The organism is Lentzea sp. NPDC051208, from assembly GCF_040682435.1.
GTDB classification, from domain to species: domain Bacteria; phylum Actinomycetota; class Actinomycetes; order Mycobacteriales; family Pseudonocardiaceae; genus Lentzea; species Lentzea kristufekii.
Map to the genome: position 1 here is coordinate 1 of NZ_JBFBAW010000028.1, position 20,263 is coordinate 20,263.

General features: G+C 67.5%; 21 protein-coding genes. 8 read left to right on the forward strand and 13 right to left on the reverse strand.

Features of this window, described 5'->3' with window-relative positions; translation table 11 throughout:
- Positions 1-91: 91 nt before the first annotated feature.
- From AB0M48_RS41195 to AB0M48_RS41255, 13 genes are all read right to left on the reverse strand, one after another.
- On the reverse strand, positions 92-1,822 hold the full coding sequence (locus tag AB0M48_RS41195; protein ID WP_363853396.1) for an ABC transporter ATP-binding protein: 1,731 nt from the start codon (positions 1,820-1,822) through the stop codon (positions 92-94).
- Complete coding sequence (locus AB0M48_RS41200) at positions 1,819-3,324, reverse strand: ABC transporter ATP-binding protein (protein WP_363853399.1); 1,506 nt, start codon at positions 3,322-3,324, stop codon at positions 1,819-1,821. Before AB0M48_RS41200 ends, AB0M48_RS41195 begins: the two co-directional genes overlap by 4 nt.
- Positions 3,325-3,340: 16 nt before the next feature.
- A complete protein-coding gene (locus AB0M48_RS41205; protein ID WP_363853402.1) occupies positions 3,341-4,549 on the reverse strand; it encodes an aromatic acid/H+ symport family MFS transporter in 1,209 nt (402 codons plus the stop codon).
- 124 nt (positions 4,550-4,673) lie between these two features.
- The gene (gene atpD, locus AB0M48_RS41210; RefSeq protein WP_090066617.1) at positions 4,674-6,110 is read right to left on the reverse strand and encodes a F0F1 ATP synthase subunit beta; all 1,437 of its coding nucleotides are present in this window, start codon (positions 6,108-6,110) and stop codon (positions 4,674-4,676) included.
- Positions 6,103-7,017 (reverse strand): F0F1 ATP synthase subunit gamma, encoded by a 915-nt coding sequence (locus AB0M48_RS41215; RefSeq protein WP_363853405.1) that lies wholly within the window; start codon positions 7,015-7,017, stop codon positions 6,103-6,105. The genes atpD and AB0M48_RS41215 overlap by 8 nt, the downstream gene beginning before the upstream one ends.
- Before the next feature lie 8 nt (positions 7,018-7,025).
- Positions 7,026-8,672: a F0F1 ATP synthase subunit alpha gene (atpA, locus tag AB0M48_RS41220; protein ID WP_363853408.1), complete on the reverse strand. Its 1,647-nt coding sequence runs from the start codon at positions 8,670-8,672 to the stop codon at positions 7,026-7,028.
- 46 nt (positions 8,673-8,718) lie between these two features.
- Complete coding sequence (locus AB0M48_RS41225; RefSeq protein ID WP_363853588.1) at positions 8,719-9,552, reverse strand: F0F1 ATP synthase subunit delta; 834 nt, start codon at positions 9,550-9,552, stop codon at positions 8,719-8,721.
- 3 nt (positions 9,553-9,555) lie between these two features.
- The gene (locus AB0M48_RS41230) at positions 9,556-10,101 is read right to left on the reverse strand and encodes a F0F1 ATP synthase subunit B (RefSeq protein WP_266038117.1); all 546 of its coding nucleotides are present in this window, start codon (positions 10,099-10,101) and stop codon (positions 9,556-9,558) included.
- A 31-nt stretch (positions 10,102-10,132) separates the two neighbouring features.
- Complete coding sequence (locus tag AB0M48_RS41235) at positions 10,133-10,378, reverse strand: ATP F0F1 synthase subunit C (RefSeq protein ID WP_090008758.1); 246 nt, start codon at positions 10,376-10,378, stop codon at positions 10,133-10,135.
- A gap of 61 nt (positions 10,379-10,439) precedes the next feature.
- On the reverse strand, positions 10,440-11,216 hold the full coding sequence (atpB, locus tag AB0M48_RS41240; RefSeq protein WP_319987397.1) for a F0F1 ATP synthase subunit A: 777 nt from the start codon (positions 11,214-11,216) through the stop codon (positions 10,440-10,442).
- Between the two features lie 149 nt (positions 11,217-11,365).
- Positions 11,366-11,812, reverse strand: a complete 447-nt coding sequence (locus tag AB0M48_RS41245) for a hypothetical protein (protein ID WP_090066623.1) — start codon at positions 11,810-11,812, stop codon at positions 11,366-11,368.
- Positions 11,813-11,916: 104 nt separating this feature from the next.
- Positions 11,917-13,059: an MraY family glycosyltransferase gene (locus AB0M48_RS41250; RefSeq protein WP_266038120.1), complete on the reverse strand. Its 1,143-nt coding sequence runs from the start codon at positions 13,057-13,059 to the stop codon at positions 11,917-11,919.
- 81 nt (positions 13,060-13,140) lie between these two features.
- A complete protein-coding gene (locus AB0M48_RS41255; protein ID WP_363853414.1) occupies positions 13,141-13,791 on the reverse strand; it encodes an L-threonylcarbamoyladenylate synthase in 651 nt (216 codons plus the stop codon).
- 268 nt (positions 13,792-14,059) lie between these two features.
- On the opposite strand from AB0M48_RS41255, the gene AB0M48_RS41260 reads away from it, so the two are divergent.
- The 8 genes from AB0M48_RS41260 to AB0M48_RS41295 all read left to right on the forward strand — a co-directional run bounded on the left by AB0M48_RS41260 (position 14,060) and on the right by AB0M48_RS41295 (position 19,695).
- Positions 14,060-14,503: a type VII secretion target gene (locus AB0M48_RS41260; RefSeq protein ID WP_363853417.1), complete on the forward strand. Its 444-nt coding sequence runs from the start codon at positions 14,060-14,062 to the stop codon at positions 14,501-14,503.
- Complete coding sequence (locus AB0M48_RS41265) at positions 14,503-15,039, forward strand: DUF3558 domain-containing protein (protein ID WP_363853420.1); 537 nt, start codon at positions 14,503-14,505, stop codon at positions 15,037-15,039. Before AB0M48_RS41260 ends, AB0M48_RS41265 begins: the two co-directional genes overlap by 1 nt.
- Positions 15,040-15,125: 86 nt before the next feature.
- Positions 15,126-16,313 (forward strand): hypothetical protein, encoded by a 1,188-nt coding sequence (locus tag AB0M48_RS41270; protein WP_363853423.1) that lies wholly within the window; start codon positions 15,126-15,128, stop codon positions 16,311-16,313.
- Positions 16,310-17,062 carry an ESX secretion-associated protein EspG gene (locus AB0M48_RS41275; protein ID WP_363853425.1) on the forward strand — a complete coding sequence of 251 codons (753 nt, stop codon included), beginning with the start codon at positions 16,310-16,312 and terminating at the stop codon, positions 17,060-17,062. Before AB0M48_RS41270 ends, AB0M48_RS41275 begins: the two co-directional genes overlap by 4 nt.
- Entirely contained in the window at positions 17,059-17,538 is a 480-nt protein-coding gene (locus tag AB0M48_RS41280) for a YbaB/EbfC family nucleoid-associated protein (RefSeq protein WP_363853428.1), read from the forward strand. Before AB0M48_RS41275 ends, AB0M48_RS41280 begins: the two co-directional genes overlap by 4 nt.
- Positions 17,535-17,837, forward strand: coding sequence for a hypothetical protein (locus tag AB0M48_RS41285; protein WP_363853431.1), 303 nt, complete (start codon positions 17,535-17,537; stop codon positions 17,835-17,837). The genes AB0M48_RS41280 and AB0M48_RS41285 overlap by 4 nt, the downstream gene beginning before the upstream one ends.
- Positions 17,834-19,090, forward strand: a complete 1,257-nt coding sequence (locus AB0M48_RS41290; protein WP_363853434.1) for a hypothetical protein — start codon at positions 17,834-17,836, stop codon at positions 19,088-19,090. The genes AB0M48_RS41285 and AB0M48_RS41290 overlap by 4 nt, the downstream gene beginning before the upstream one ends.
- On the forward strand, positions 19,087-19,695 hold the full coding sequence (locus AB0M48_RS41295) for a hypothetical protein (RefSeq protein ID WP_363853436.1): 609 nt from the start codon (positions 19,087-19,089) through the stop codon (positions 19,693-19,695). Before AB0M48_RS41290 ends, AB0M48_RS41295 begins: the two co-directional genes overlap by 4 nt.
- Positions 19,696-20,263: the final 568 nt, after the last annotated feature.

Sequence of the window (20,263 nt, forward strand, 5' to 3'; positions counted from 1 at the left end):
TCTTCGTCTGTCGCAAGAAGAAGAATCGACCAAGGGCTTCACCCATGATCACCCGGGGTCTCACCCAGCCACTCAGAGGTTAAAACTCAAGCTAGTTGCCGTGCCAGGAACGCCAGAGCGTCGCGTAGGTGCCGTCTCTGGCGACCAGGTCGTCGTGGGATCCCAACTCCACGACGCGGCCCGCGTCCACGACCGCGATCCGGTCGGCGTCACGCGCGGTCTGCAGGCGGTGCGCGATCGCGATCACCGTGCGTCTCTCCCGCACGGCCGCGATCGCGCGCTCCGCGTGCCTGGCCGTGGCCGGGTCGAGCGAGGACGTCGCCTCGTCCAGCACCAACGTGTGCGGATCGGCGACCTCGACGCGGGCGAGCGCCAACTGCTGTGCCTGCGCGGGATCCAGTTCGACGCCGCCCGCACCGAGCAGCGTGTCGAGCCCTTCGGGTAACTCCTCGAACCACGCCGCGCCGACGGTCTGCAACGCTTCGAGCAGCCGGTCGTCCGGAGCATCCGGGGCCGCCATCGCGAGGTTCTCCCTGACCGTGCCGATGAACACGTGGTGTTCCTGCGTCACCAGCACGATCCGCTGCTCCCCGGCTGCCGCGAGATCGGCGACGGGCACCCCTCCGACGAGCACCGAGCCCTCCCCCGGCCGGTCGACGCCCGCGATCAACCGGCCCAGCGTCGACTTGCCCGCGCCGGAGACGCCGACGATCGCCAGCCGTTCTCCCGGCTGCACCACGAGGTCGACGCCGTGCAGGACCTCATGACCGTCCACATAGGAATAGTGGACTCCGCTCACCTCGATGCGGTCGCCGTCCGGTTCGCGGACGGCGGGCGCGGGTTCGACGTGCGCACCGATCCCCTCGATCCGCGCGAACGACGCGCCGCCGCGCTGCAGGAACTCGACCCAGAACAGGATGCGGTCCATCGGCTCGACCAGCCGCCAGACCCACAGCACCGCCGTGACGACGACCTCGATCCGCACGCCGTCGGCCGCGTAGAAGAAGCCGCCGACGAGCAGCACCAGCACGGCCGGCAGGGTGTTCACGAAGGTGGTCACCGGGAACAGCACGTTCCTGAGCGCGAGCGTCCGCAGCCGCGCCCGGTACGACCGCGCGATGGTGCCGTCCGCCGCCGCCAGCATCCGGGCCCTCAGGCCGTACGTCTCGATCGTCCGGCTGCCTTCGCCGACCGCCGCGGACATCTCCGCGACGTCCCCGTTGGCCTCGCTCTCCGCGAGGTACGCGTCGCGCGCACGGGCGAGGTACCAGCGCACCACCCACACCACGAACGGCATCCCGGCCAGCGAGACGAGGCCGAGCACCGGGTCCAGCCAGAACACCGCCACGAACACGACCAGGAGGTGCGTCGCGCCCGCGAGCACCTCGGGCACGCTGTCCCGCAACGCCTGGCCGACCGTGCCGACGTCGCTCGTCACGCGGGACATCAGGTCGCCGGTGCTCAGCCGGTCGACCACTCGCGCGGGCAACGCCAGCGTGCGCGTCACCGCCTCCTCCCGCAACGAGGCCAGGAACCGTTCGCCCAGCCTCGCCGCCCGCAACGCGCTGTACCGCACCAGCAGCAGGTGCACGACGGCCGCACCGAGCACCCCGAGCGCGAGCTGGTCCACAGTGGACAGCGTCAGCGTGCCGGCCTCCACCCCGCCGACGATCTTGCCGAGCAGGTACGGCCCGACGAGCCCCGACACCGCCGAAAGCGCGGTGAGCACGAGCACCGCGGCCAGCGCACGCCGTTCGCCCCGGAGCAGCCGCGCCGCCGCCTGCCGCACCTCACGGCGGTCCGCGATCGGCAGCCTGGTCATCGGCTCGCCTCCAGGTGCACGACCTGATCCGCCTGGTTCGCCCACAACGGCGACGAGGACACGACCACCGTGGTCCGCCCCGACCGCCTCTCCCGCACCCTCTTCGCCACCGCCGCCTCGGTCACCGCGTCGAGCGCGGACGTCGGCTCCACCAGCACGAGCAGTTCCGGTTCGCTCAGCAACGCCCGCACGAGCCGCAGCCGTTGCCGCTGACCGCCGGACACGTTGCGCCCCTGCGACTCCAGGTGTGAGTCCAGGCCTTCCGGCAACGCCTCGACGACGTCCACCGCGGCCGCCGCGTACAACGCCTCGTCCAGCTCGCGATCACTGTGCACCGACACCGACACCGCCTCGCGCACGGTGCCCGCGAACAGGTAGTCGTCGTTGTCCGCCACCACCCCCGGCAACCGGTCGACGGCGTCCCTCGCCAGGGTCGCGTTCGCCGAGACGACCACGGTCAACGCGCCGGTCTTCACGTCCAGCGGCACCGCTTCGGGGTCCTTTTCCTTGGGCTGCAACCGGAGAACGTCGATGACTCGCCGCGCCGACACCAGCGCACGCGGGATGGCGTCCGCCCCTTCCATGAAGAAGCCGACCGGCACGGTCAGCGTGGTGACGTACAGGTAGACCGCGACCATCTCCTCGATCGAGATGGCACCGGTCACCACCATGCGCGCCACGATCCACGTGACGACGGCGAGGAACAACGCGGGCAGCCCCCACGTCAGCGCCTGCACCCAGCTCAGCCACGCCGACACCCGGTAGCCGTCCTCGAGGACCTCCCGCGACATAGCGCGGAACCGCGCCTCGAACGCCGGCTTCCCACCGATTCCGGACAACACCCGCAGCCCGCCCACGATGTCGCCGGCCCGCGAACTCAGCTCCCCCTGCCGCTGGCGGTACCCGGCCTCCACGGCGTGCAGCCGGCGCAGGACGGGCCCTGTCACCAGAGCGAGCACCGGCACCCCGAGCAGCACCACGACAGCGACCAGCGGTGAGATCCGCACCAGCAACACCGCCGTGGCGACGTACGCGACCACGGCGCCCACTCCGGGCCCGGTACTGGTCAGCGCGTGCGCAATGCGCGCCGTGTCGCCGTTCTGCAGGTACGTGAGCTCCCCTGTGGACAGCTTCCGCCGCACCACCCCGCCGAGCCGGGTGACGTGCCGGACGACGATCTGGGCCGTGCGCAACGCGGCGTCGGTCCGCACCAGCGTCATCGTGCGATGCCGGGCGATGAAGACCAGGGCCAGCCCCAGCGCCACCGCGAGCAGGGCACCGCACCACCACAGCAACGCGATCCGGTCACCGCCCCGCACACCGGCCTCGACAGCGCGAGAGATGAGGTACGGCGGCAGGATCAGCCCGCACATCGACAGCGAGCCCCACCACGCCCCGGCGAGCACCCGCCCGCGCTGCACGAGCACGAGCCACCACAGGTACCGCCAGGGCGATCGGACGTCCGGCGTCCCCGGGTCGTCGTACGGAACGTGTCGGGCCATGCACCCGACCTTGCCATCATCCAGCGGGCGCCAGGACCGTTTTCGCCTTCAGCCCAATCGCACCAACGGCCGTTGCGCCCAACGCAGCTACGAACGCGAACGCGTAGAAGCCCCACGGGTGCGCCAATCCAGCCGTGAGCAACGCACCGCCGAGCAACGGCCCACTGATGGCACCCAGTCGTCCGATCCCAGCGGCCCACCCGATGCCGGTGGCCCGGTTCTCCTCGTAGACCCGTCCCGCGTAGGCATAAACGAGCACCTGCGCGCTGAACACGAAGCACCCGGCCAGCAACACGGCCACGTACACGCCCACACCCGGCAGCTTGATGCTCAGCAAGGCCAGGAACACCACGGCGGCCGCGAACCACCCGATGGCCGCGGGCCTGATCCCGATCCGGTCGGCGACCGCTCCGGCGATCAGAAGTCCCACCACCGCACCGATGTTGAGCGTGAGCAACAACGCCAGCGCCGTACCGAGCTCGTACCCGGCGCTGCGCATGATCTGCGGCAGCCAGGTGTTCAGCCCGTACACGAGCAACAGCCCCATGAACGACGCCACCCAGAACGCGATCGTCGCCTTGCGCAGGCCCGGCTTGAACAGCGACCCGACCGCCTCCAGCGCGGGAGCCGTGCGCGCCGCCGTCTCCGGCAAGTGCTTGACCATCAACGGAATCAGCACCAACGCCGGCAGCGCGCCCACCACGAACAGCGACCGCCAGCCCAGCTGCGGGATGAGCACGATGCCCAGCAACGCCGTGATGACCGCACCGACGTGATAACCGGTCATGATGAGCGTCGTGGCCCGCCCGCCCTGCTGCGGCCGAGCCTCGTTGACCAGCGCGATCGCCGTGGGCAGGCAGCCACCGAGGCCGAGCCCCGCGAGGAACCTGAGGATCCCGAACGTCGTCGCGTCCGGCGCGAACGCACAGGCCAGCGTGAACACGGAGAACCCGGCCACCGCGTAGATCATCACCTTGCGGCGCCCGATGACGTCGGTGATGGTCCCGATGATCAGCGCGCCGAGCATCATCCCGACCAGGCCGGCCGTGGACACCGCGCCGGCGCTCGCCGTCGTGAGCAGCTTCTCCTGCAACAGCACAGGAATCACCGTGCCGAGCACCACGAGGTCAAAGCCGTCGAGCAGGACAGCGGTCCAGCACAGCGGCAACACCCATTTGTTCACGCGCTCTTCCTCCTCGTCGAGGCGCCTGGTGATGCCGAGCATCGTGCGACTTCAGAGCCCCAGATCGGGAGTGCGGTTTCCATCCAACGGAAACGTCATGTGCTCCAGGAACGCCGAAAGGGCCGTCCCTCCACAAAGGAGGAACGGCCCTTTCGGAGAACCTAGCTCAGTTGCCGGCCAGCTTCTTGGCGTTGGCCTCGACGTCGTCCAGCCCGCCGCAGGAGAAGAACGCCTGCTCCGGGTAGTGGTCGAACTCGCCCTTGCACACGCGGTCGAACGCCTCGATCGTGTCCTTGATGGGCACGAAGGAGCCGGGCTGACCGGTGAACTTCTCGGCCACGATGAAGTTCTGGCCGAGGAAGCGCTCGAGACGACGCGCGCGACCGACGAGGACCTTGTCCTCCTCGGAGAGCTCGTCCATACCGAGGATGGCGATGATGTCCTGCAGCTCCTTGTACTTCTGCAGGATTCGCTTCACCTCCTGGGCGACCCGGTAGTGCTCCTCGCCGACGATCGACGGCTCGAGGATTCGAGACGACGACGACAGCGGGTCGACGGCCGGGTAGATGCCCTTCTGGGAGATCGGACGGGAAAGCTCCGTCGTCGCGTCCAGGTGGGCGAAGGTCGTCGCCGGGGCGGGGTCGGTGTAGTCGTCCGCGGGCACGTAGATGGCCTGCAGCGAGGTGATCGACCTACCGCGCGTCGAGGTGATGCGCTCCTGGAGCTCACCCATCTCGTCCGCCAGCGTCGGCTGGTAACCCACGGCCGAAGGCATGCGGCCCAGCAGGGTCGACACCTCGGAACCGGCCTGGGTGAACCGGAAGATGTTGTCGATGAAGAGCAGCACGTCCTGGTTCTGCACGTCGCGGAAGTACTCCGCCATCGTGAGAGCGGACAGCGCGACGCGCATACGCGTGCCGGGCGGCTCGTCCATCTGACCGAAGACCAGGGCGGTGTCGCTGAGAACGCCCATCTCCTCCATCTCGAGGAGGAGGTCGGTGCCCTCACGGGTGCGCTCACCGACGCCGGCGAACACCGACGTACCGGAGAACTCACGCGCGATACGCGTGATCATCTCCTGGATGAGCACGGTCTTGCCGACACCCGCGCCGCCGAACAGGCCGATCTTGCCACCCTTGACGTACGGGGTGAGCAGGTCGATGACCTTGATGCCGGTCTCGAGGATCTCGGTCTTGCCCTCGAGCTGGTCGAAGGCGGGCGCCTTGCGGTGGATGCCCCACTGCTCGCCGTCCCGGCCGAGGCCGGGCACGTCGAGGCAGTCACCGAGGGCGTTGAAGACGTGGCCCTTGACGACGTCACCGACGGGGACCGAGATGGCCTTGCCGGTGTCGGTCACGGTCGCACCGCGCACCAGACCGTCGGTCGGCTGCATCGAGATGGTGCGGACCAGGTTGTCGCCGAGGTGCTGCGCGACCTCGAGGGTCAGCGTCTTGGCGACCGCCTCGAAGGTGATCTCGGCGTGGCAGGCGTTGAACAGCTCCGGCACGGCGCCGCGCGGGAACTCCACGTCGACGACCGCACCGATCACCCGGACCACACGGCCGGTGCGGGTGGTGGTGGCAGTAGCACTCATGTCAGTCATCACTTCCTGCGCCACCGGTAAGCGCGGAGGCGCCACCGACGATCTCGCTGATCTCCTGGGTGATCTGGGCCTGACGGGCCGAGTTCGCCGCCCGGCTGAGGTTGCGCACGAGCTCCGTCGCGTTGTCCGTCGCCGCCTTCATGGCCGTACGACGAGCCGCCGACTCCGAAGCCGCCGCCTCCAGCATGGCCGAGAACAGCCGCGTCTTCACGTACTTGGGGAGCATCGCTCCGAGCAGCGCTTCCGCACTGGGCTCGAAGTCGTACACCGCGCGGGGGCCCTGGGGGGTCTCACCGGTGTACTCGACGTCCATCGGCGCGATCCGCCTGGCGGTCGGCGTCTGGCTCAGCATGGACTTGAACTCGGTGTACACGACGTGGATCTCGTCCACGCCCTGCGCACCGTTCTCCGTGCCCTCCAGGAACGCCTCCACCAGCGCGTCACCCGCCTCGACGGCGTTGACGTAGTGCGGGGTCTGGGAGAACCCGCTCCACGACGCGGTGACCTCGCGACGGCGGAAGTTGTAGTACCCGATCGCCTTGCGGCCGGTCGCGTACAGCACCGGCTCCTTGCCCTCGGACTTGAGCAGCTGGATCAGCTGCTCAGCGGCCTTGAGCACGTTCGCGTTGTAACCACCGCACATGCCCTTGTCACTGGTCACGACCAGGACGGCGGCACGCTTGGGGTTCTCGCGTTCCGACAGCAGCGGGTGGTCGAGGTTCGCCGAGGCCTCGGCCAACGCGGAGAGCACGTTCGTGATCTCGTCCGCGTAGGGGCGCGAGGCCGCGACCCTGGTCTGCGCCTTGGCGAGGCGAGACGTGGCGATGAGCTCGTACGCCTTCGTGATCTTCTTGGTCGAGTTGACCGTTCGGATCCGCTGGCGGAGCTCCCGAATCTGTGCGCCCATGGCTCAGATCACTTCTTGGTGGGCTCGGGCTTGTGGAGCTTCACCGATTCCTGGGCGACCTTGTCGGCGTCCATCGCCTTCTCCGGCGCCTCGTTGACGATCGTCGTGCCGTCCGAAGCGGTGAACTGCTTCTTGAACTCGGCCACGGCGGCGGCAACGCGCTTCTGCGAGTCCTCGGGGAACTTCTTGGTCTCGACGATGCTGCTCAGCACGTCCGCGTGGTTGCGGCGCAGCGAGTCCTTGAAGTCCGCGACGAACCTGCGGATGTCGGCGACGGGAACGTCGTCCAGGTGACCCTTGGTCGCGGCGAAGATCTCGACGACCTGCTCCTCGACGGGGACCGGGGAGTACTGGCCCTGCTTGAGCAGCTCGACCAGACGGGCACCGCGGTCCAGCTGGGCGCGCGACGCGGCGTCGAGGTCGGACGCGAACGCGGAGAAGGCCTCCAGCTCGCGGAACTGCGACAGGTCCAGACGCAGCGAGCCCGCGACGTCCTTCATCGCCTTGATCTGCGCGGCACCACCGACGCGGGAAACGGAGATACCCACGTTGACGGCCGGGCGGACACCGGCGTTGAACAGGTCGGACTCGAGGAAGCACTGACCGTCGGTGATCGAGATGACGTTGGTCGGGATGTACGCCGACACGTCGTTCGCCTTGGTCTCGATGATCGGGAGACCCGTCATCGAACCGCCGCCGAGGTCGTCGGACAGCTTCGCGCAACGCTCGAGGAGACGCGAGTGCAAGTAGAAGACGTCGCCCGGGTAGGCCTCGCGGCCCGGCGGACGGCGCAGCAGCAGCGAGATCGCGCGGTACGCCTCGGCCTGCTTGGTCAGGTCGTCGAAGATGATCAGGACGTGCTTGCCCTGGTACATCCAGTGCTGGCCGATGGCGGAGCCGGTGTACGGCGCCAGCCACTTGAAGCCGGCGGAGTCAGAAGCGGGGGCGGCGACGATCGTCGTGTACTCGAGTGCGCCCGCCTCCTCCAGCGCGGCCTTGACGCCCGCGATGGTGGAGCCCTTCTGGCCGATGGCGACGTAGACGCAGCGGACCTGCTGCTTCGGGTCGCCCGACTCCCAGGCCTTCTTCTGGTTGATGATCGTGTCGATGCAGACCGCGGTCTTGCCGGTCTTGCGGTCACCGATGATCAGCTGACGCTGACCGCGACCGATCGGGGTCATCGCGTCGATGGCCTTGATGCCGGTCTGCATCGGCTCGGACACCGGCTGACGCTGCAGCACGGACGCCGCCTGCAGCTCCAAGGCGCGGGTGTCGTCGGCGACGATGTCACCGAGGCCGTCGATCGGCGTGCCGAGCGGGTTGACGACACGACCGAGGAAGCCGTCGCCGACCGGCACGGACAGGACCTTGCCCGTCCGGCGGACTTCCTGGCCCTCTTCGATCTTGTCGAAGTCACCGAGGATGACCGCACCGATGTTGCGGACCTCGAGGTTCAGGGCGACGCCGAGGACGCCACCGGGGAACTCGAGCAGCTCGTTGGTCATCGTGCCCGGAAGGCCTTCGACGATGGCGATGCCGTCGTAGGTCTCGGAGACGGTACCGACCTCTTCCCGGCTGACCTCCGGGGAGTAGCTCGAGACGTACTTCTCGATCGCACTGCGGATCTCGTCCGACGAGATCGTCAGCTCCGCCATGTCGTTCCTGCTCTCACTTCTTCGTTCTTGGGAAAGGGCTCGGGGGCTAGCTGGCGAGATTGCGGCGCAGTGCCGCCAACCGGCCGGCGATGCTTCCGTCGATGATCTCGTCGCCGATCTTGATCGAGAGGCCGCCGCCCAGTGAGGGGTCGACCTCCACGTGCAGAGCGATCGGGCGCGAGTAGATCGTGGTCAGCGTCGCGGTCAAGCGGTCGACCTGCTCCGCGGTCAGTGCCACGGCGGACCGGACGTGCGCGACGGAACGCTGACGGCGCTTGGCCGCCAGGTCGGCGAGCTCGGAGAGCCCGTCCGCCACACGCACTCCGCGCGGGTTGCGAACCAGCTGGTCCACCAGCGTCTTGGTGACCGGGCTGACCTTCCCCTCGATGAGGGAGTCGACCAGCGCGACCTTGCCGGCTGCGTCACCGGCGGGGTCCGCCAGCAGCAGCTCGAGCTCGTTCGAACCAGCCACGATGCGGCCGAGCCGGAACAGCTCGTCCTCGGTCGAGTCCAGCTGGCCGTCGCGCTCGGCACGCACCAGCAGCGTGGTGCGGGCGAGCGACTCGACACCGTCCACGAGCTCGCGCGGGCTGGACCAGCGCGAGGTCACGACGGCGGCCAGGATCTGCAGGGTCGCGTCGCTCACCTTGCCCGCGAACAGGCCACGAGCCAGCTGCTCACGACCGGCGGCCTCGGAGGAGGCGTCGGCGAGCGCGCCGCGCAGCGAGCGCTGAGCGACCAGCAGGTCGAGCACGGCGAAGAGCTCCTCGCCGAGCTTGGCGAGGTCGTTCGTCGACGTGGTGGCGTCGGCCAGCTCCAGCAGCCGCAGTTCCGCGGCTGCCAGAGCTTCACGACTTGCGGCATGCAACGTCATCGGCAGCCTCTACTTGCTCGCGGGCGCCGCGACGGCGTCCAGCTCGTTGAGGAAGCGGTCGACGGTGCCACGGCGGCGGGAGTCGTCCTCGAGGGACTCGCCCACGACCTTGCTCGCCAGTTCGACAGCGGTGCGGCCGAGGTCGGCACGCAGCTCCGCGACGATCTGGGCGCGCTGAGCGTCCAGCTGGTGCTGGCCCTGCGCGACGATGCGCGCGGACTCGGCCTGCGCCTGCTCGCGCATCTCCTCGACGATCTGCAGGCCTTCGGCCCGAGCGTCGTCGCGGATGCGCGCGGCCTCGGCGCGAGCCTCGGCCAGCTGCTCCTTGTACTGCTCGAGAGCACGCTGGGCTTCGGCCTGAGCCTGCTCAGCCTTCTCGATGCCACCCTCGATCTTGGCAGTCCGCTCCTCGTACAACGCCTCGAAGCGCGGTGAGACGAACTTCTTGATGACGAAGAGGAGGAGCAGGAACGCGACGAGACCGAGGATGATCTCCGAGGTGTGCGGGAGGACCGGGTTGACCGGCCCCTCCGCCGCCAGGATGAGGGTGTCCATCACGGTTTCTCCTAACGCGATCTGGATTCGGTCAGGCAGTCGCGATGAAGTAAACGACGAAGCCGATCAGCGCGAGGACCTCGACGATGGCGAAGGTGGTCCAGGCGAGACCGAGCAGCACGCCGCGGGCCTCGGGCTGGCGGGCGGTGCCGCTGATGACCGAGGAGAAGATCAGACCCACGCCGATGCCCGGGCCGATGGCCGCGAGACCGTAGCCGATGGCCGCGAGACCCTGGTTCAGGTTGACGGCGTCCTGGGCGATCTGGATAGCGCTCACTGTTGCTGTTCCCTTTCCAACTCGGTCCGCGAGATTTCGCGGATCGGAGGCTTTGCGTTTGTCAGTGCTCTTCTGCCAACGCCATGCCGATGTAGCTGGCAGACAGCAGCGCGAAGATGTAGGCCTGCAGGCACATGATCAGTGCCTCCAGGAAGGTCAGCGCGATGGCGAAGGCGAAGGACACCGGCGCCACGATGACGGTCAGTCCGCCATTGAGCAGCAGGAACTCACCTGCCAGGGTGAACACCAGCAGCAGGAGGTGACCCGCGAACATGGCCGCGAAAACTCGGATCGCCAGCGTGAGCGGGTTCAGGATGAACTTCTGGAAGAACTCGATCGGGATCAGCAGCGGGAGCACGAACCACGGCGCGCCCGGCGGAACCGTCTGGTGCTTCAAGTAGCCCACGAAGCCGTGCCGCTTGAACCCGACGAAGTGGTACACCGGGTAAACAACGAGCAACGAAACGGCGAGCGGGAATCCGATGTGCGACATCGTGGGGAACTGGACGATCGGGATGAGCCCGAACAGGTTGTTCACCAGGATGAAGGTGAAGATCGTGAGGATCAGCGGGATGAAGGGCTTGAAGTCCTTCGCACCGATCTGCTCCCTGGCGATGTTGTTGCGCCCGAAGTCGTAAAGCGACTCGGCGGCGAACTGGAACTTGCCGGGGACGACCTTGAGGTTGCGGGTCGCCGCAATGAAGAACACGGCGATGATCACGATCGACAGCACCAGCAGGACCATCGGCTTCGTGACCGAGCCGAAGATCGGCGGGAGGAAGAAGTCCTTCACACCGGGAGCGACGAACTCGCCCCCCGAAGCCAGCAACTTGGTCACTGTGTTCCTTCCGGTTCTCCCGGCCGGCGTTCACTCCGCCGGGGGAATCGTCACGATCTGGACTTAACGTACCTTACGGTTCGCAAGCGACTACCAGAGGCACCCCTGCTATCGGGTGTCCCTGGTCTGCGCGGACCATATCAGCAGGTCTAGGCGCCTTCGGAGGCGGGCACGACCATCTGGCTACGGCTGCGCTTGGAGGCTCTGGCCTCCAGGAACGACGTGACGAGCACTGTCGCCACCAGGGTGATTCCCAGTGCCTTGGGTTCGAGCCACGACTGGTTGCGCAGCAGGATCACCGCGAGCAGCAACACGATCAGCTTGCCCATGAATCCGCCGAGTGCGGCGACCATCACGAACATCGGATCGAGCGCCGCCGTCTTGCGCATCAACAACAACGTGGCAAGGCTCGAACCGATGGCGATCGCACCACCGATCAATGATCCGAAGAGACCAGCGGTCCCCCAGATCACAGTTGACACGACGACGCCGAGGACAAACGTGCCGAGCGCGGCCCACGCGGCCTCGCGGAACATTTCCCCGGCGAGTCGCTGGACGGTCAGCTCGTGCGTGACGGCCTTGTCCGCGTCGCTCATGTCCCGAAGTCTAGGAACCCGCTTGTGAGGCGCTGCGAGCAGCCCCTCGTTAACGGCGGTTAAGCGGCCCCAAACAAGACGGCGCACCAATTTCCGGCAAACCTTCAGGACTTGCTGCGAGCGTCCCTGAGCCGGGGGATCACCGAGACCACGAACGTCACGATCAGCCCGATGACGAAGCACGTGGCCACGATGATCGGGTCGAACAGCGTGAGCGCGACCGCGCCGAAGGCCAGGACGCCGGCCCACAAGTAGATGAGCAGCACGGCGCGACGCTGCGAGTGCCCGATCTCCAGCAACCGGTGGTGCAGGTGCATCTTGTCCGGGGAGAACGGGCTCTCGCCGCGTCGTGTGCGGCGGATGATCGCCATCAGCAGGTCGAGCAGCGGCACGAACAGCACCGCGGCGACCACGATCAGTGGCGAGAGCAGACCGAGCAGGTCGGCCGCGCTGCCGGTGGCCTGGTTGATCTTGCCCGACGCGCTGGTGGTCGCGGCGGCGAGCATGAGGCCGATGAGCATCGAGCCGGAGTCGCCCATGAAGATGCGCGCGGGGTTGAAGTTGTGCGGCAGGAAGCCCAGGCACGCGCCCGCCAGCACGGCGGCGATCAGGGCCGGCGGGTAGGCCTCGACGGCACCCTGGCGTTCGACCAGCAGACCGATCGAGAACGCCGCCGTCGCCGCGGCGGCGATGAGCCCGATGCCGGCGGCGAGTCCGTCGAGACCGTCGACGAAGTTCATCGCGTTGATCATGGTGACCGCGAGCAGCACGGTCAGCAACGCGCCCTGGTTCTGGTCGAGGGAGATGGTCGCGCCGCCGTCCCACGGCACCCACGCGATCATCCACTGCAGACCGAACAGCACGAGGATGCCCGCAGCCGTGACCTGACCGGCGAGCTTGGTGAGCGAGTCGAGCTCGAACCTGTCGTCGATCGCACCCACGAGCACGATGACCCCGCCCGCGACGATGACACCCCACGGGTCGTTGGAGAAGTCGAACGCGGCCCGCAGCACCGGCAACTGGTGCGCCACGAACATGCCGGCCAGCACACCGCCGTAGATGGCGACACCACCCATGCGCGGCATCGGCTGCACGTGCACGTCTCGCTGCCGCGGGTAGGCCACCGCCCCGAGCCGGAACGCCATCGCGCGCACCAGCCCCACGAGCAGGAACGTCACGACGGCAGCGATCAACGCGACGAGCAGGTACTCGCGCACGGGAAGGATGAACGAGGATGCGGGCCCCACGGGCCTACCAATCGATCGGGGGTGTTCGGGGTGCTCGCCACGGTACTCGCGGCGACCATGATCAATTCTGGCAGCCGCTCGCTACCGAGCGACCTCGACCTCGATACCAAGCACCTCGTTGACGTCTTCCTTGCTGACCGCACCCTCGCGCAGGATCAGCGCGTCGGGCCCGGTGAGGTCGACGATGGTAGAGGCGATGTTCTCGCCACTAAGCCCACCGTCGAGGTACACGGGCACGGCGTCGCCGAGCTGGTCACGAGCCTCCTGCGCACTGGACGCCGGCGCGTGCCCGGTCTTGTTGGCGCTGGACACGGCCATCGGCCCGACGTCGCGCAACAACTCCAGGGCCACAGGATGCAACGGCATGCGCAGCATGACCGTGCCGCGCGTCTGCCCCAGATCCCAGGCCAGGCTCGGCGCGTGGGGCAGCACGATGCTGAGCCCACCGGGCCAGAACGCCTCGATGAGGGCCCGCGCCTGCCGAGGCACGCTGAGGACCAGCCCGTCGATGGTCGTCCAGGACCCGACCAGCACGGGCACGGGCATGTCGGGCCCGCGCCCCTTGGCGTCGAGAAGACTCCGGACGGCTTCCGCGTCGAACGCGTCGCAGCCGATCCCGTAGACGGTGTCGGTGGGCAGGACGACAAGGCGCCCGCTCCGCACCGCGCCGGCGGCGGCGGCAAGCCCCGCCGCGCGATTGCCCGGTTCGCTGCAGTCGTAGACCGTGCTCACCTCGGTGAGCCTAGCCAGCCTCTACGGCAGGGTGACGCAAGGCCCGCCCTATCCCACTTGCGCGAGGGTCCGGACCGGACACTCTCCAAGCCGCGAAGAGCGGCCCTGAACCTGCGCTTCGGTTCTCACTTCACGCGTCTACGACCTCTCTGACCAGGTGAAGTTCCGGCCCGAACAGGCTAAGTAGTTCAACGCATCCCCCAAACGGCCGCACAACTGTAAGGTCATGGGTCGACCACAGAGCGCAATCGGGGAGGGTCGAGCTTCTGTGTCTGAAGAAGTAGTGACAAGTGGCAAGGTCGGCAGCTTTGCCGACAGGGCCTCTGGGGGCGCTTGGGACGGCATCTTCGGCAGTGGCCTGAGCGCCGTCATGGACGCCGGCAAGGCCGTCGCGGTAGCCGTGGAGACCCAGCAACTGTCCGTCGACCCGCACCTGGTCGACGCCATGATCAAGAAACTCACCGCGATGCAGGACGAGCTCGACAAAGTCGGCCGCAAGTCGGCGGATCTCAGCACGCAGACCAAGCTCGGCGGGGGATACGCCGAATCGATCAGCCAGGGCAACAGGACGTTCGGCACCGCGGCTCAGCAGACCATCAAAGATCTCGTCAAAGCGATCAACGAACTCAAGAGGCAGATCGAGAAGAGTCGCGCCTCGTACCAGAACGTTGACCAAGCGGGTGCGGACTCGCTCAAGAAACTTGGGAAGTAATGAAGCGCATCCTCATCGCCACGACGATCAGCCTGGCTGTCCTCACCGCCGGCTGCACCAGCGGCGGCACGACGGGAACTCCTACGCCGACGGATGGCAGCGCAGCCCCGACCAGCGGTTCCGACTCGGCCTCGGGCCTGGACGCCGTCAAACCGTGCGACCTGCTCACCGAAGCCGACGTCACCAGCCTCGGCCTCAAGTACCCAGGCGAAGCAGAAAAGGTAGGCACCTCTGATGGCTGCGACTGGGCCGTCAGCGGCAACGGAGGACTCCGTGTGGGGATCCGAACCAACTCAGGCCTCAAAGACCTGAACCTCGACGGCGACAAGGTTTCGCCGACCAAGGTCGGCAAGTACGACGCGACCAAGGTCGAGGCGCAGGACGGAGCGAAGAACATCTGCACGATCGCGATCTCGGTCAGCGAGACGTCATCGATCGTGGTGATCGGAAACCTGACTGCCACCTCAGAGGACACCGCAGCCGCTTGCCAACGGTCGTCCAAAGCCGCCGACCTGATCGCACCGAAGCTGCCGTAACGACGTCCGAGGGGGATCTCATGGCGCCCGTTCAACCCACAGTTCCAACACCGAACGCGAACTACCCCGGCCAACAGCACGAGCAGATGAAGGCTCTGGTCACCCAGAACTACAACCCCGAAACTGCCACCACTGTCAGTGATGCGTGGAAGTCGATCGGTACGACGTTCAAGGAACTGGCCACCGACTTCAGCATCCTCGTCAACGGTTCTCAGGATGCCTGGAAAGGACGGGCCGCCGAAGGTGTTCGGGCAGCTCTGGGCAAAGTAGGAACCTTCTCGGAGCAAACCGGCGAAGCGTTCGTGCGCACGTCCACTGCGATCGCGCAGCAGCGGGATGCGGCGGTGCAGGCGAACAAGAGCATGCCTGAACCGGTCAGCTTCAATCCGTTGGACATCATGAAGAAGTACGCCGGTCCCTCGGTCATCTTCCCTCCCGCCATGGTCGGCGCACCGTTCGAAATGCTCTCCAAGCACAACGAACAGCAAGAGGCGAAGGCCGAAGCCGTGCAGGTCATGCAGACGCGTGACAACACGATGATGGCAGCGGCGATGTCCATGCCCGCCATGGAAACCACTCCGCAGGTCACGCAGGACCAGGGCGTCACGCAGACGAGCAGCACCACCAGCACGAGCAGCCTGAGCAACGTCAACGCCAACCAGCAGTTCGGCAACAACAGCACCACGGGCATGCCGTCGATGCCGCCGGGTTCCAGCAACGGCACGACCAACACCGCGTGGGCCGCGCCTCAGGTCAAGGACCCGTCGCTGCAGCAAGGCAACAACAACCAGAACAACCCCGGTGGCCAGAACCGGCCGCCGTTCACCCCGCCCGGCATGCTGCCTCCCGGTGTGCGGCCGCCCGGCGGCGGTCTGCAGGGACGTCCTCCCGGCGGTGGTCCGGGCATGCGTCCCGGCGGCGGCCCCGGAGGCGGTTCCGGTGGTGGCGCAGGTGGTCGCGGCATGGGCCCGGGCGGTATGGGTCCTGGCGGCATGGGTGGTGCGGGCTCCGCGCGTGCCATGGGCAGCTTCGGTCCCGCCACTCCCGGTGGCAGCGCCGGCGTCATGGGTGGTCCGGGTGGCGCTGCGGGCGCCGGTGGTGCTGGTGCCGCGGGCCGTGGTGGCGCCGCTGGTGCGGGCGGCATGGGTGCCGGGGGCGGCGCCGGTGCGGGCAGCGGCGAGGAGGACAAGGAGCACAAGTCCAACTACCTGATCCCGACCGACGAGTTCTTCGACGACGATCGCATGGTCGCGCCGCCGGTGATCGGCGGATGAAGCAGATCGCGCAGCTCTCCCTGCCCGCGTTCGAGGTCCTCTGGGAGGACCTGCGGGCGGGGAGCATCCCGTACCCCTTCGACATCAGCCAGCACGGCGAGACGCTCGACGAGCGCGCTCGCATCAAGGCCGCCGTGCACGCTGATCTCGAACGCCGGCACCTGGCGCGGCGCGGCAGGCCCGAGCCTGATCTCGAGGACGCGCTGAACCTGTTGGCGCGTCCCGAACTCCGCGTGATCGCGCTCTGCATCCCGGACATGAACCAGCAGAAGCTCGTTCGCGCCAGCGTGGTGGCGCGCGGCGGGTACGCGGTGCTGGTGGTCCAGGAGGACACCGGCGTCACGCTGAGCCTGGTGCAGCCCAACGAGATCGCCACCTGTCTCGCGAACGTCGTGCCGCACGGCAGGCCGGGGCCGGGCAAGCTCGTGACCGTGCCGGCGCAGGCCTTCGAAAGCCGTCCGCAGCAACAAGAAGGCTTCCGGCAGTCGGTCCGCACGGCGGAGAGCGACGAGGTCCGCATCGCCAAGCAGATGCTGACCGGCCCGGCCATCGGCAACGGCCACTTCCTCGTGCAGATGGGCCAGGGCCGCACCAAACGGGACTTCCCGCCGGTCACGTGGATCGACACGAACCAGGGCCGCTACTCCAACGTCGAGACCCGCAAGGGCTGGTTCACGATCAGCCCCGCCGACAACATGGGCCTGGTGCGACACCTCGGACAGGTGCTGGCGATGACGAGCGAGCGATGAACCCCGAACAGATGATCGCGGACCTCGAGTCCAGGGCGCAGCAGCTCCAGCAACGCTCCCAGCAGATGCAGGAGCAGATCCAGCAGGCCAGCAGCACCGTCACCTCCCCCAACGAGGCGGTGACGGTGCGGGTCGCACCGAACGGCGCGTTGCAGCACATCGAGTTCTCGCCCGTCGCGATGCGCCTGACGCACGTGCAACTGAGCCAGCTCGTGATGCAGACCGTGCAGAAGGCCCAGATCCAGGCCGCCGAACAGGTCGCGTCCGTTGTGGAGCCCGAGTTCGGCGGCACGGAGGCGATGGACTTCCTGCGCAGCTTCATCCCGCAGCCTGAGGAAGCGGAAGCGCCGCCACCGCCCGAGGACGGTCAGGTCATGCGCGAGGTCTCGTGGAACGAGCCTGCGCAGAAGCCCCAGCCGAGGCCGCAGCGCCCGCCTGAGGACGACGAAGACGGCTTCGGGAGCGTGCTGCGATGACCGGGTTCGGTGTAGATCCACGAGAACTGCACAAGTTCGCAGAAGGTCAGTTCGACCGGCAGAACGCCTTGGCGAGCGCCGCGAACACCGCGTCCGGGGTCAGCCTCGGCGGCGAGACCTTCGGACAACTGCTCCAGTGGTTCGCCGACGACGCTCAGGACAAGGCGCGCGAGACCGTCGACAACCTCAGGAAGCTGGTGGAAGGCGTTGGCCGGGCCGCGGACGACACCAAAGCAACAGCGCTGACCTATGAGGCGTACGAGGACTCGAACAGAAACCGGTTCGGAGGTGAGCGGTGAACTTCTGGACCGGATGGGACTCCGACGGCAAGATCGCAGGCCCTGACAACTTCGCGGGTGCGGGCGCGGTGGAGTCCGTCGCTCAACTCGCGGACTCGGTGACGCGCGCCGGGGAAGGCGACTTCGCGGAGATCGGCCTCAACCTCGGTGCGGCAGGTCTCGACCTGCTCGGGACCTTCCTCGATCCCCTGGGTTCCCTGGCCACCGCGGGCATCGGGTGGTTGATCGAGCACGTCAGCTTCCTCCGCCAGGGCTTGGACTGGCTCGCCGGCAACGGTGACGCGATCAAGGCCGCCGTCGCCACCTGGAACCAGGTCGCCATTCAGGTCAAAGACGTCGCGGAGGAACAACGCACCGCAGTCGACCGCGAGGTTCGCGGCTGGTCCCAGGCAGCTGCCGACGGATTCAGGCAGAGCCAGAGCAGGCTCGCCGACGAGATCGAAGCGATGAGCAAGACCTGCGTCGCCACCGCTCAGGAGATCGCCACCGCAGGCACGATCACCGCGGCCGTCCGCGGCATGATCCGCGACCTCGTCGCCATGTTCGTCTTCGAGGTCATCCGCAACGCTGTCATCGCACTCAGCGCTTCTTACGTGTCCCTGGGCAGTTCGGTCGCAGCCTTCGCAGCATGGGCGGTCGGCCGCGGTGCCGCCGTGCTGGGCAAGATCACGCAGTACCTCGCCAAGCTCATGCGGGTCATCACCCGCATCTCAGGCCGGTTGAAGGGTCTGTTCAGCAAGGTGGGCGACATGCTCAAAGGCCTGGGGCGGTTCGGAAAGGGCGGCAGAGGCACGGACGCTCCGAGCGCTCCGCGCGTTCGTGACAGTCCGGACGCGACCACCACTCCCAGCCGCGCAGATGGCGTGGAGAACGCCGGCAAGCGGCTTGAGGACTGGGGCAACTCCCGCCCAACGCTCGGTGATGCCGCGACAAAGGGCAAAGAGGGCCTGCGCGAGGGCTGGGACGCGTACAAGGACGCCGGCAACACGTACAACCGCGCTTACGCCGACAAGAGGCCGAGCAATGCCGCCGTCGACGCATACGCTCCGTTCAAACCGATCACACGCGCTGATGGCAGCGTCACGCCACATTCGGTTCCCGATGTGATGGGCGGCGGCTTCCAGACCAAGTTCGGGGCGGACGTCCTGCGCGAGACGGCCAAGCAGGACGAGCTGGAGGGGCAGTTGGGCAAGGACCCGACTCCGGAACAGAAGCGCACGTTCGAAAAGATCAAAGGCAGCCTCGACCTGTGACCACGACATCCCGCACACCACTGTGGATCTCGCTCGCAGGACTCTGCCTGCTGCTCATGGGGATCGGCGGGTTCGTCTTCAACGGCGCGGGTCGCTGGGCGATCGCGGGCGCGCCAGTGGTGCTCCTCAGCTGGCTGGCGCTGATGCCGTGCCTGGAGCGGCTGCGGCCGAAGAGTTCTGTGGATGCGTGGGTGGGCTTCATGGCCATCTTCATCCCGCTCTTCCTGTACATGGGCGGTCATTCGCTGTGGCTCACGGCTTTCGGCGAGCGGCTCAACGACTGCGAGGTCACCGCCGTCAACACCCACGCGAATCGGCGGTCGCCGGACACCGTCACCAACGACGTCACCTGCGGCGAGCGCAAGCTCGTCTACACGCCGAGTTGGGGTGTCGAGGCCAAGGAAAAGGGCGAACGAGTCGACCTCGTGGTCGACCGCGTCGGGTTCACGCTCGACCTGGAACCGGCCAAGGTCTCGACCAGCAGGAACCTGCTGGTCCCGCTGGCTGTCGCCTGGGGCGTCGGCTCCGTCCTCCTGGTGCTCAAGGCGCCTCGAAGGAAATCGAGGACGAAGCGGCAGGCATCTCTGCGAGAAGACTTCATGTGACCTCCCCAGCCGGCGAGCAACGGCCGCAAGAGCTGGACCGCGCTCCTGGCCGCGGCGCTCGCTTGTGCGATCGCGGCACCGGTTCTGGCGATGAAGGGCGATCTGACATCGCACATCGCCATCGCGTTGGCCAGTGGAGGTACGGCCTGGTTCGCGACGGCACGACTGCGGCCGTGGAGCCGTACTTCCGCATGGGCGTTGCTCGTCGTGGTTGCGATCGCCTTCGTGTCCTCGACGGGCATGAAGTCCCTGTGGCTCTCGGTGCATGGAAAGCCGGCGAACGGACCGACCTGGTGGTCGACCCCACCGGGCTAGCGGGATGCGCGGAGCCGGACACGATCAAGCCGTGGGTCAGCGCACTGGTGGGTCTGGCAACCGTTGCGGGGGCCAAGCCCAAGGTCGGCCGAGGCTTCCTATAGGTAGGCGCACACGCGGTCACGCGCGAGGCGGCGGTTCCTCGAAGCGCGTGACCGCGTGCCCTCCCCGCGGAGAACATACGACCGTTTGGTCCCAATGGCATCAAACGTCGTGTTATTGGCCAGGATTTGGCCACTCCCCACAGCGAGCG

What these genes read in the sequence shown, in the direction of transcription:
- AB0M48_RS41275 (WP_363853425.1), top strand. Translation starts at nt 16,310, where the DNA reads ATGAAGCAGATCGCGCAGCTCTCCCTGCCCGCGTTCGAGGTCCTCTGG.
- AB0M48_RS41245 (WP_090066623.1), bottom strand. Translation starts at nt 11,812, where the DNA reads ATGAGCGACGCGGACAAGGCCGTCACGCACGAGCTGACCGTCCAGCGA.
- AB0M48_RS41280 (WP_363853428.1), top strand. Translation starts at nt 17,059, where the DNA reads ATGAACCCCGAACAGATGATCGCGGACCTCGAGTCCAGGGCGCAGCAG.
- AB0M48_RS41215 (WP_363853405.1), bottom strand. Translation starts at nt 7,017, where the DNA reads ATGGGCGCACAGATTCGGGAGCTCCGCCAGCGGATCCGAACGGTCAAC.
- AB0M48_RS41195 (WP_363853396.1), bottom strand. Translation starts at nt 1,822, where the DNA reads ATGACCAGGCTGCCGATCGCGGACCGCCGTGAGGTGCGGCAGGCGGCG.
- AB0M48_RS41200 (WP_363853399.1), bottom strand. Translation starts at nt 3,324, where the DNA reads ATGGCCCGACACGTTCCGTACGACGACCCGGGGACGCCGGACGTCCGA.
- AB0M48_RS41285 (WP_363853431.1), top strand. Translation starts at nt 17,535, where the DNA reads ATGACCGGGTTCGGTGTAGATCCACGAGAACTGCACAAGTTCGCAGAA.
- AB0M48_RS41270 (WP_363853423.1), top strand. Translation starts at nt 15,126, where the DNA reads ATGAAGGCTCTGGTCACCCAGAACTACAACCCCGAAACTGCCACCACT.
- AB0M48_RS41230 (WP_266038117.1), bottom strand. Translation starts at nt 10,101, where the DNA reads ATGGACACCCTCATCCTGGCGGCGGAGGGGCCGGTCAACCCGGTCCTC.
- atpA (WP_363853408.1), bottom strand. Translation starts at nt 8,672, where the DNA reads ATGGCGGAGCTGACGATCTCGTCGGACGAGATCCGCAGTGCGATCGAG.
- AB0M48_RS41205 (WP_363853402.1), bottom strand. Translation starts at nt 4,549, where the DNA reads ATGCTCGGCATCACCAGGCGCCTCGACGAGGAGGAAGAGCGCGTGAAC.
- atpD (WP_090066617.1), bottom strand. Translation starts at nt 6,110, where the DNA reads ATGACTGACATGAGTGCTACTGCCACCACCACCCGCACCGGCCGTGTG.
- AB0M48_RS41265 (WP_363853420.1), top strand. Translation starts at nt 14,503, where the DNA reads ATGAAGCGCATCCTCATCGCCACGACGATCAGCCTGGCTGTCCTCACC.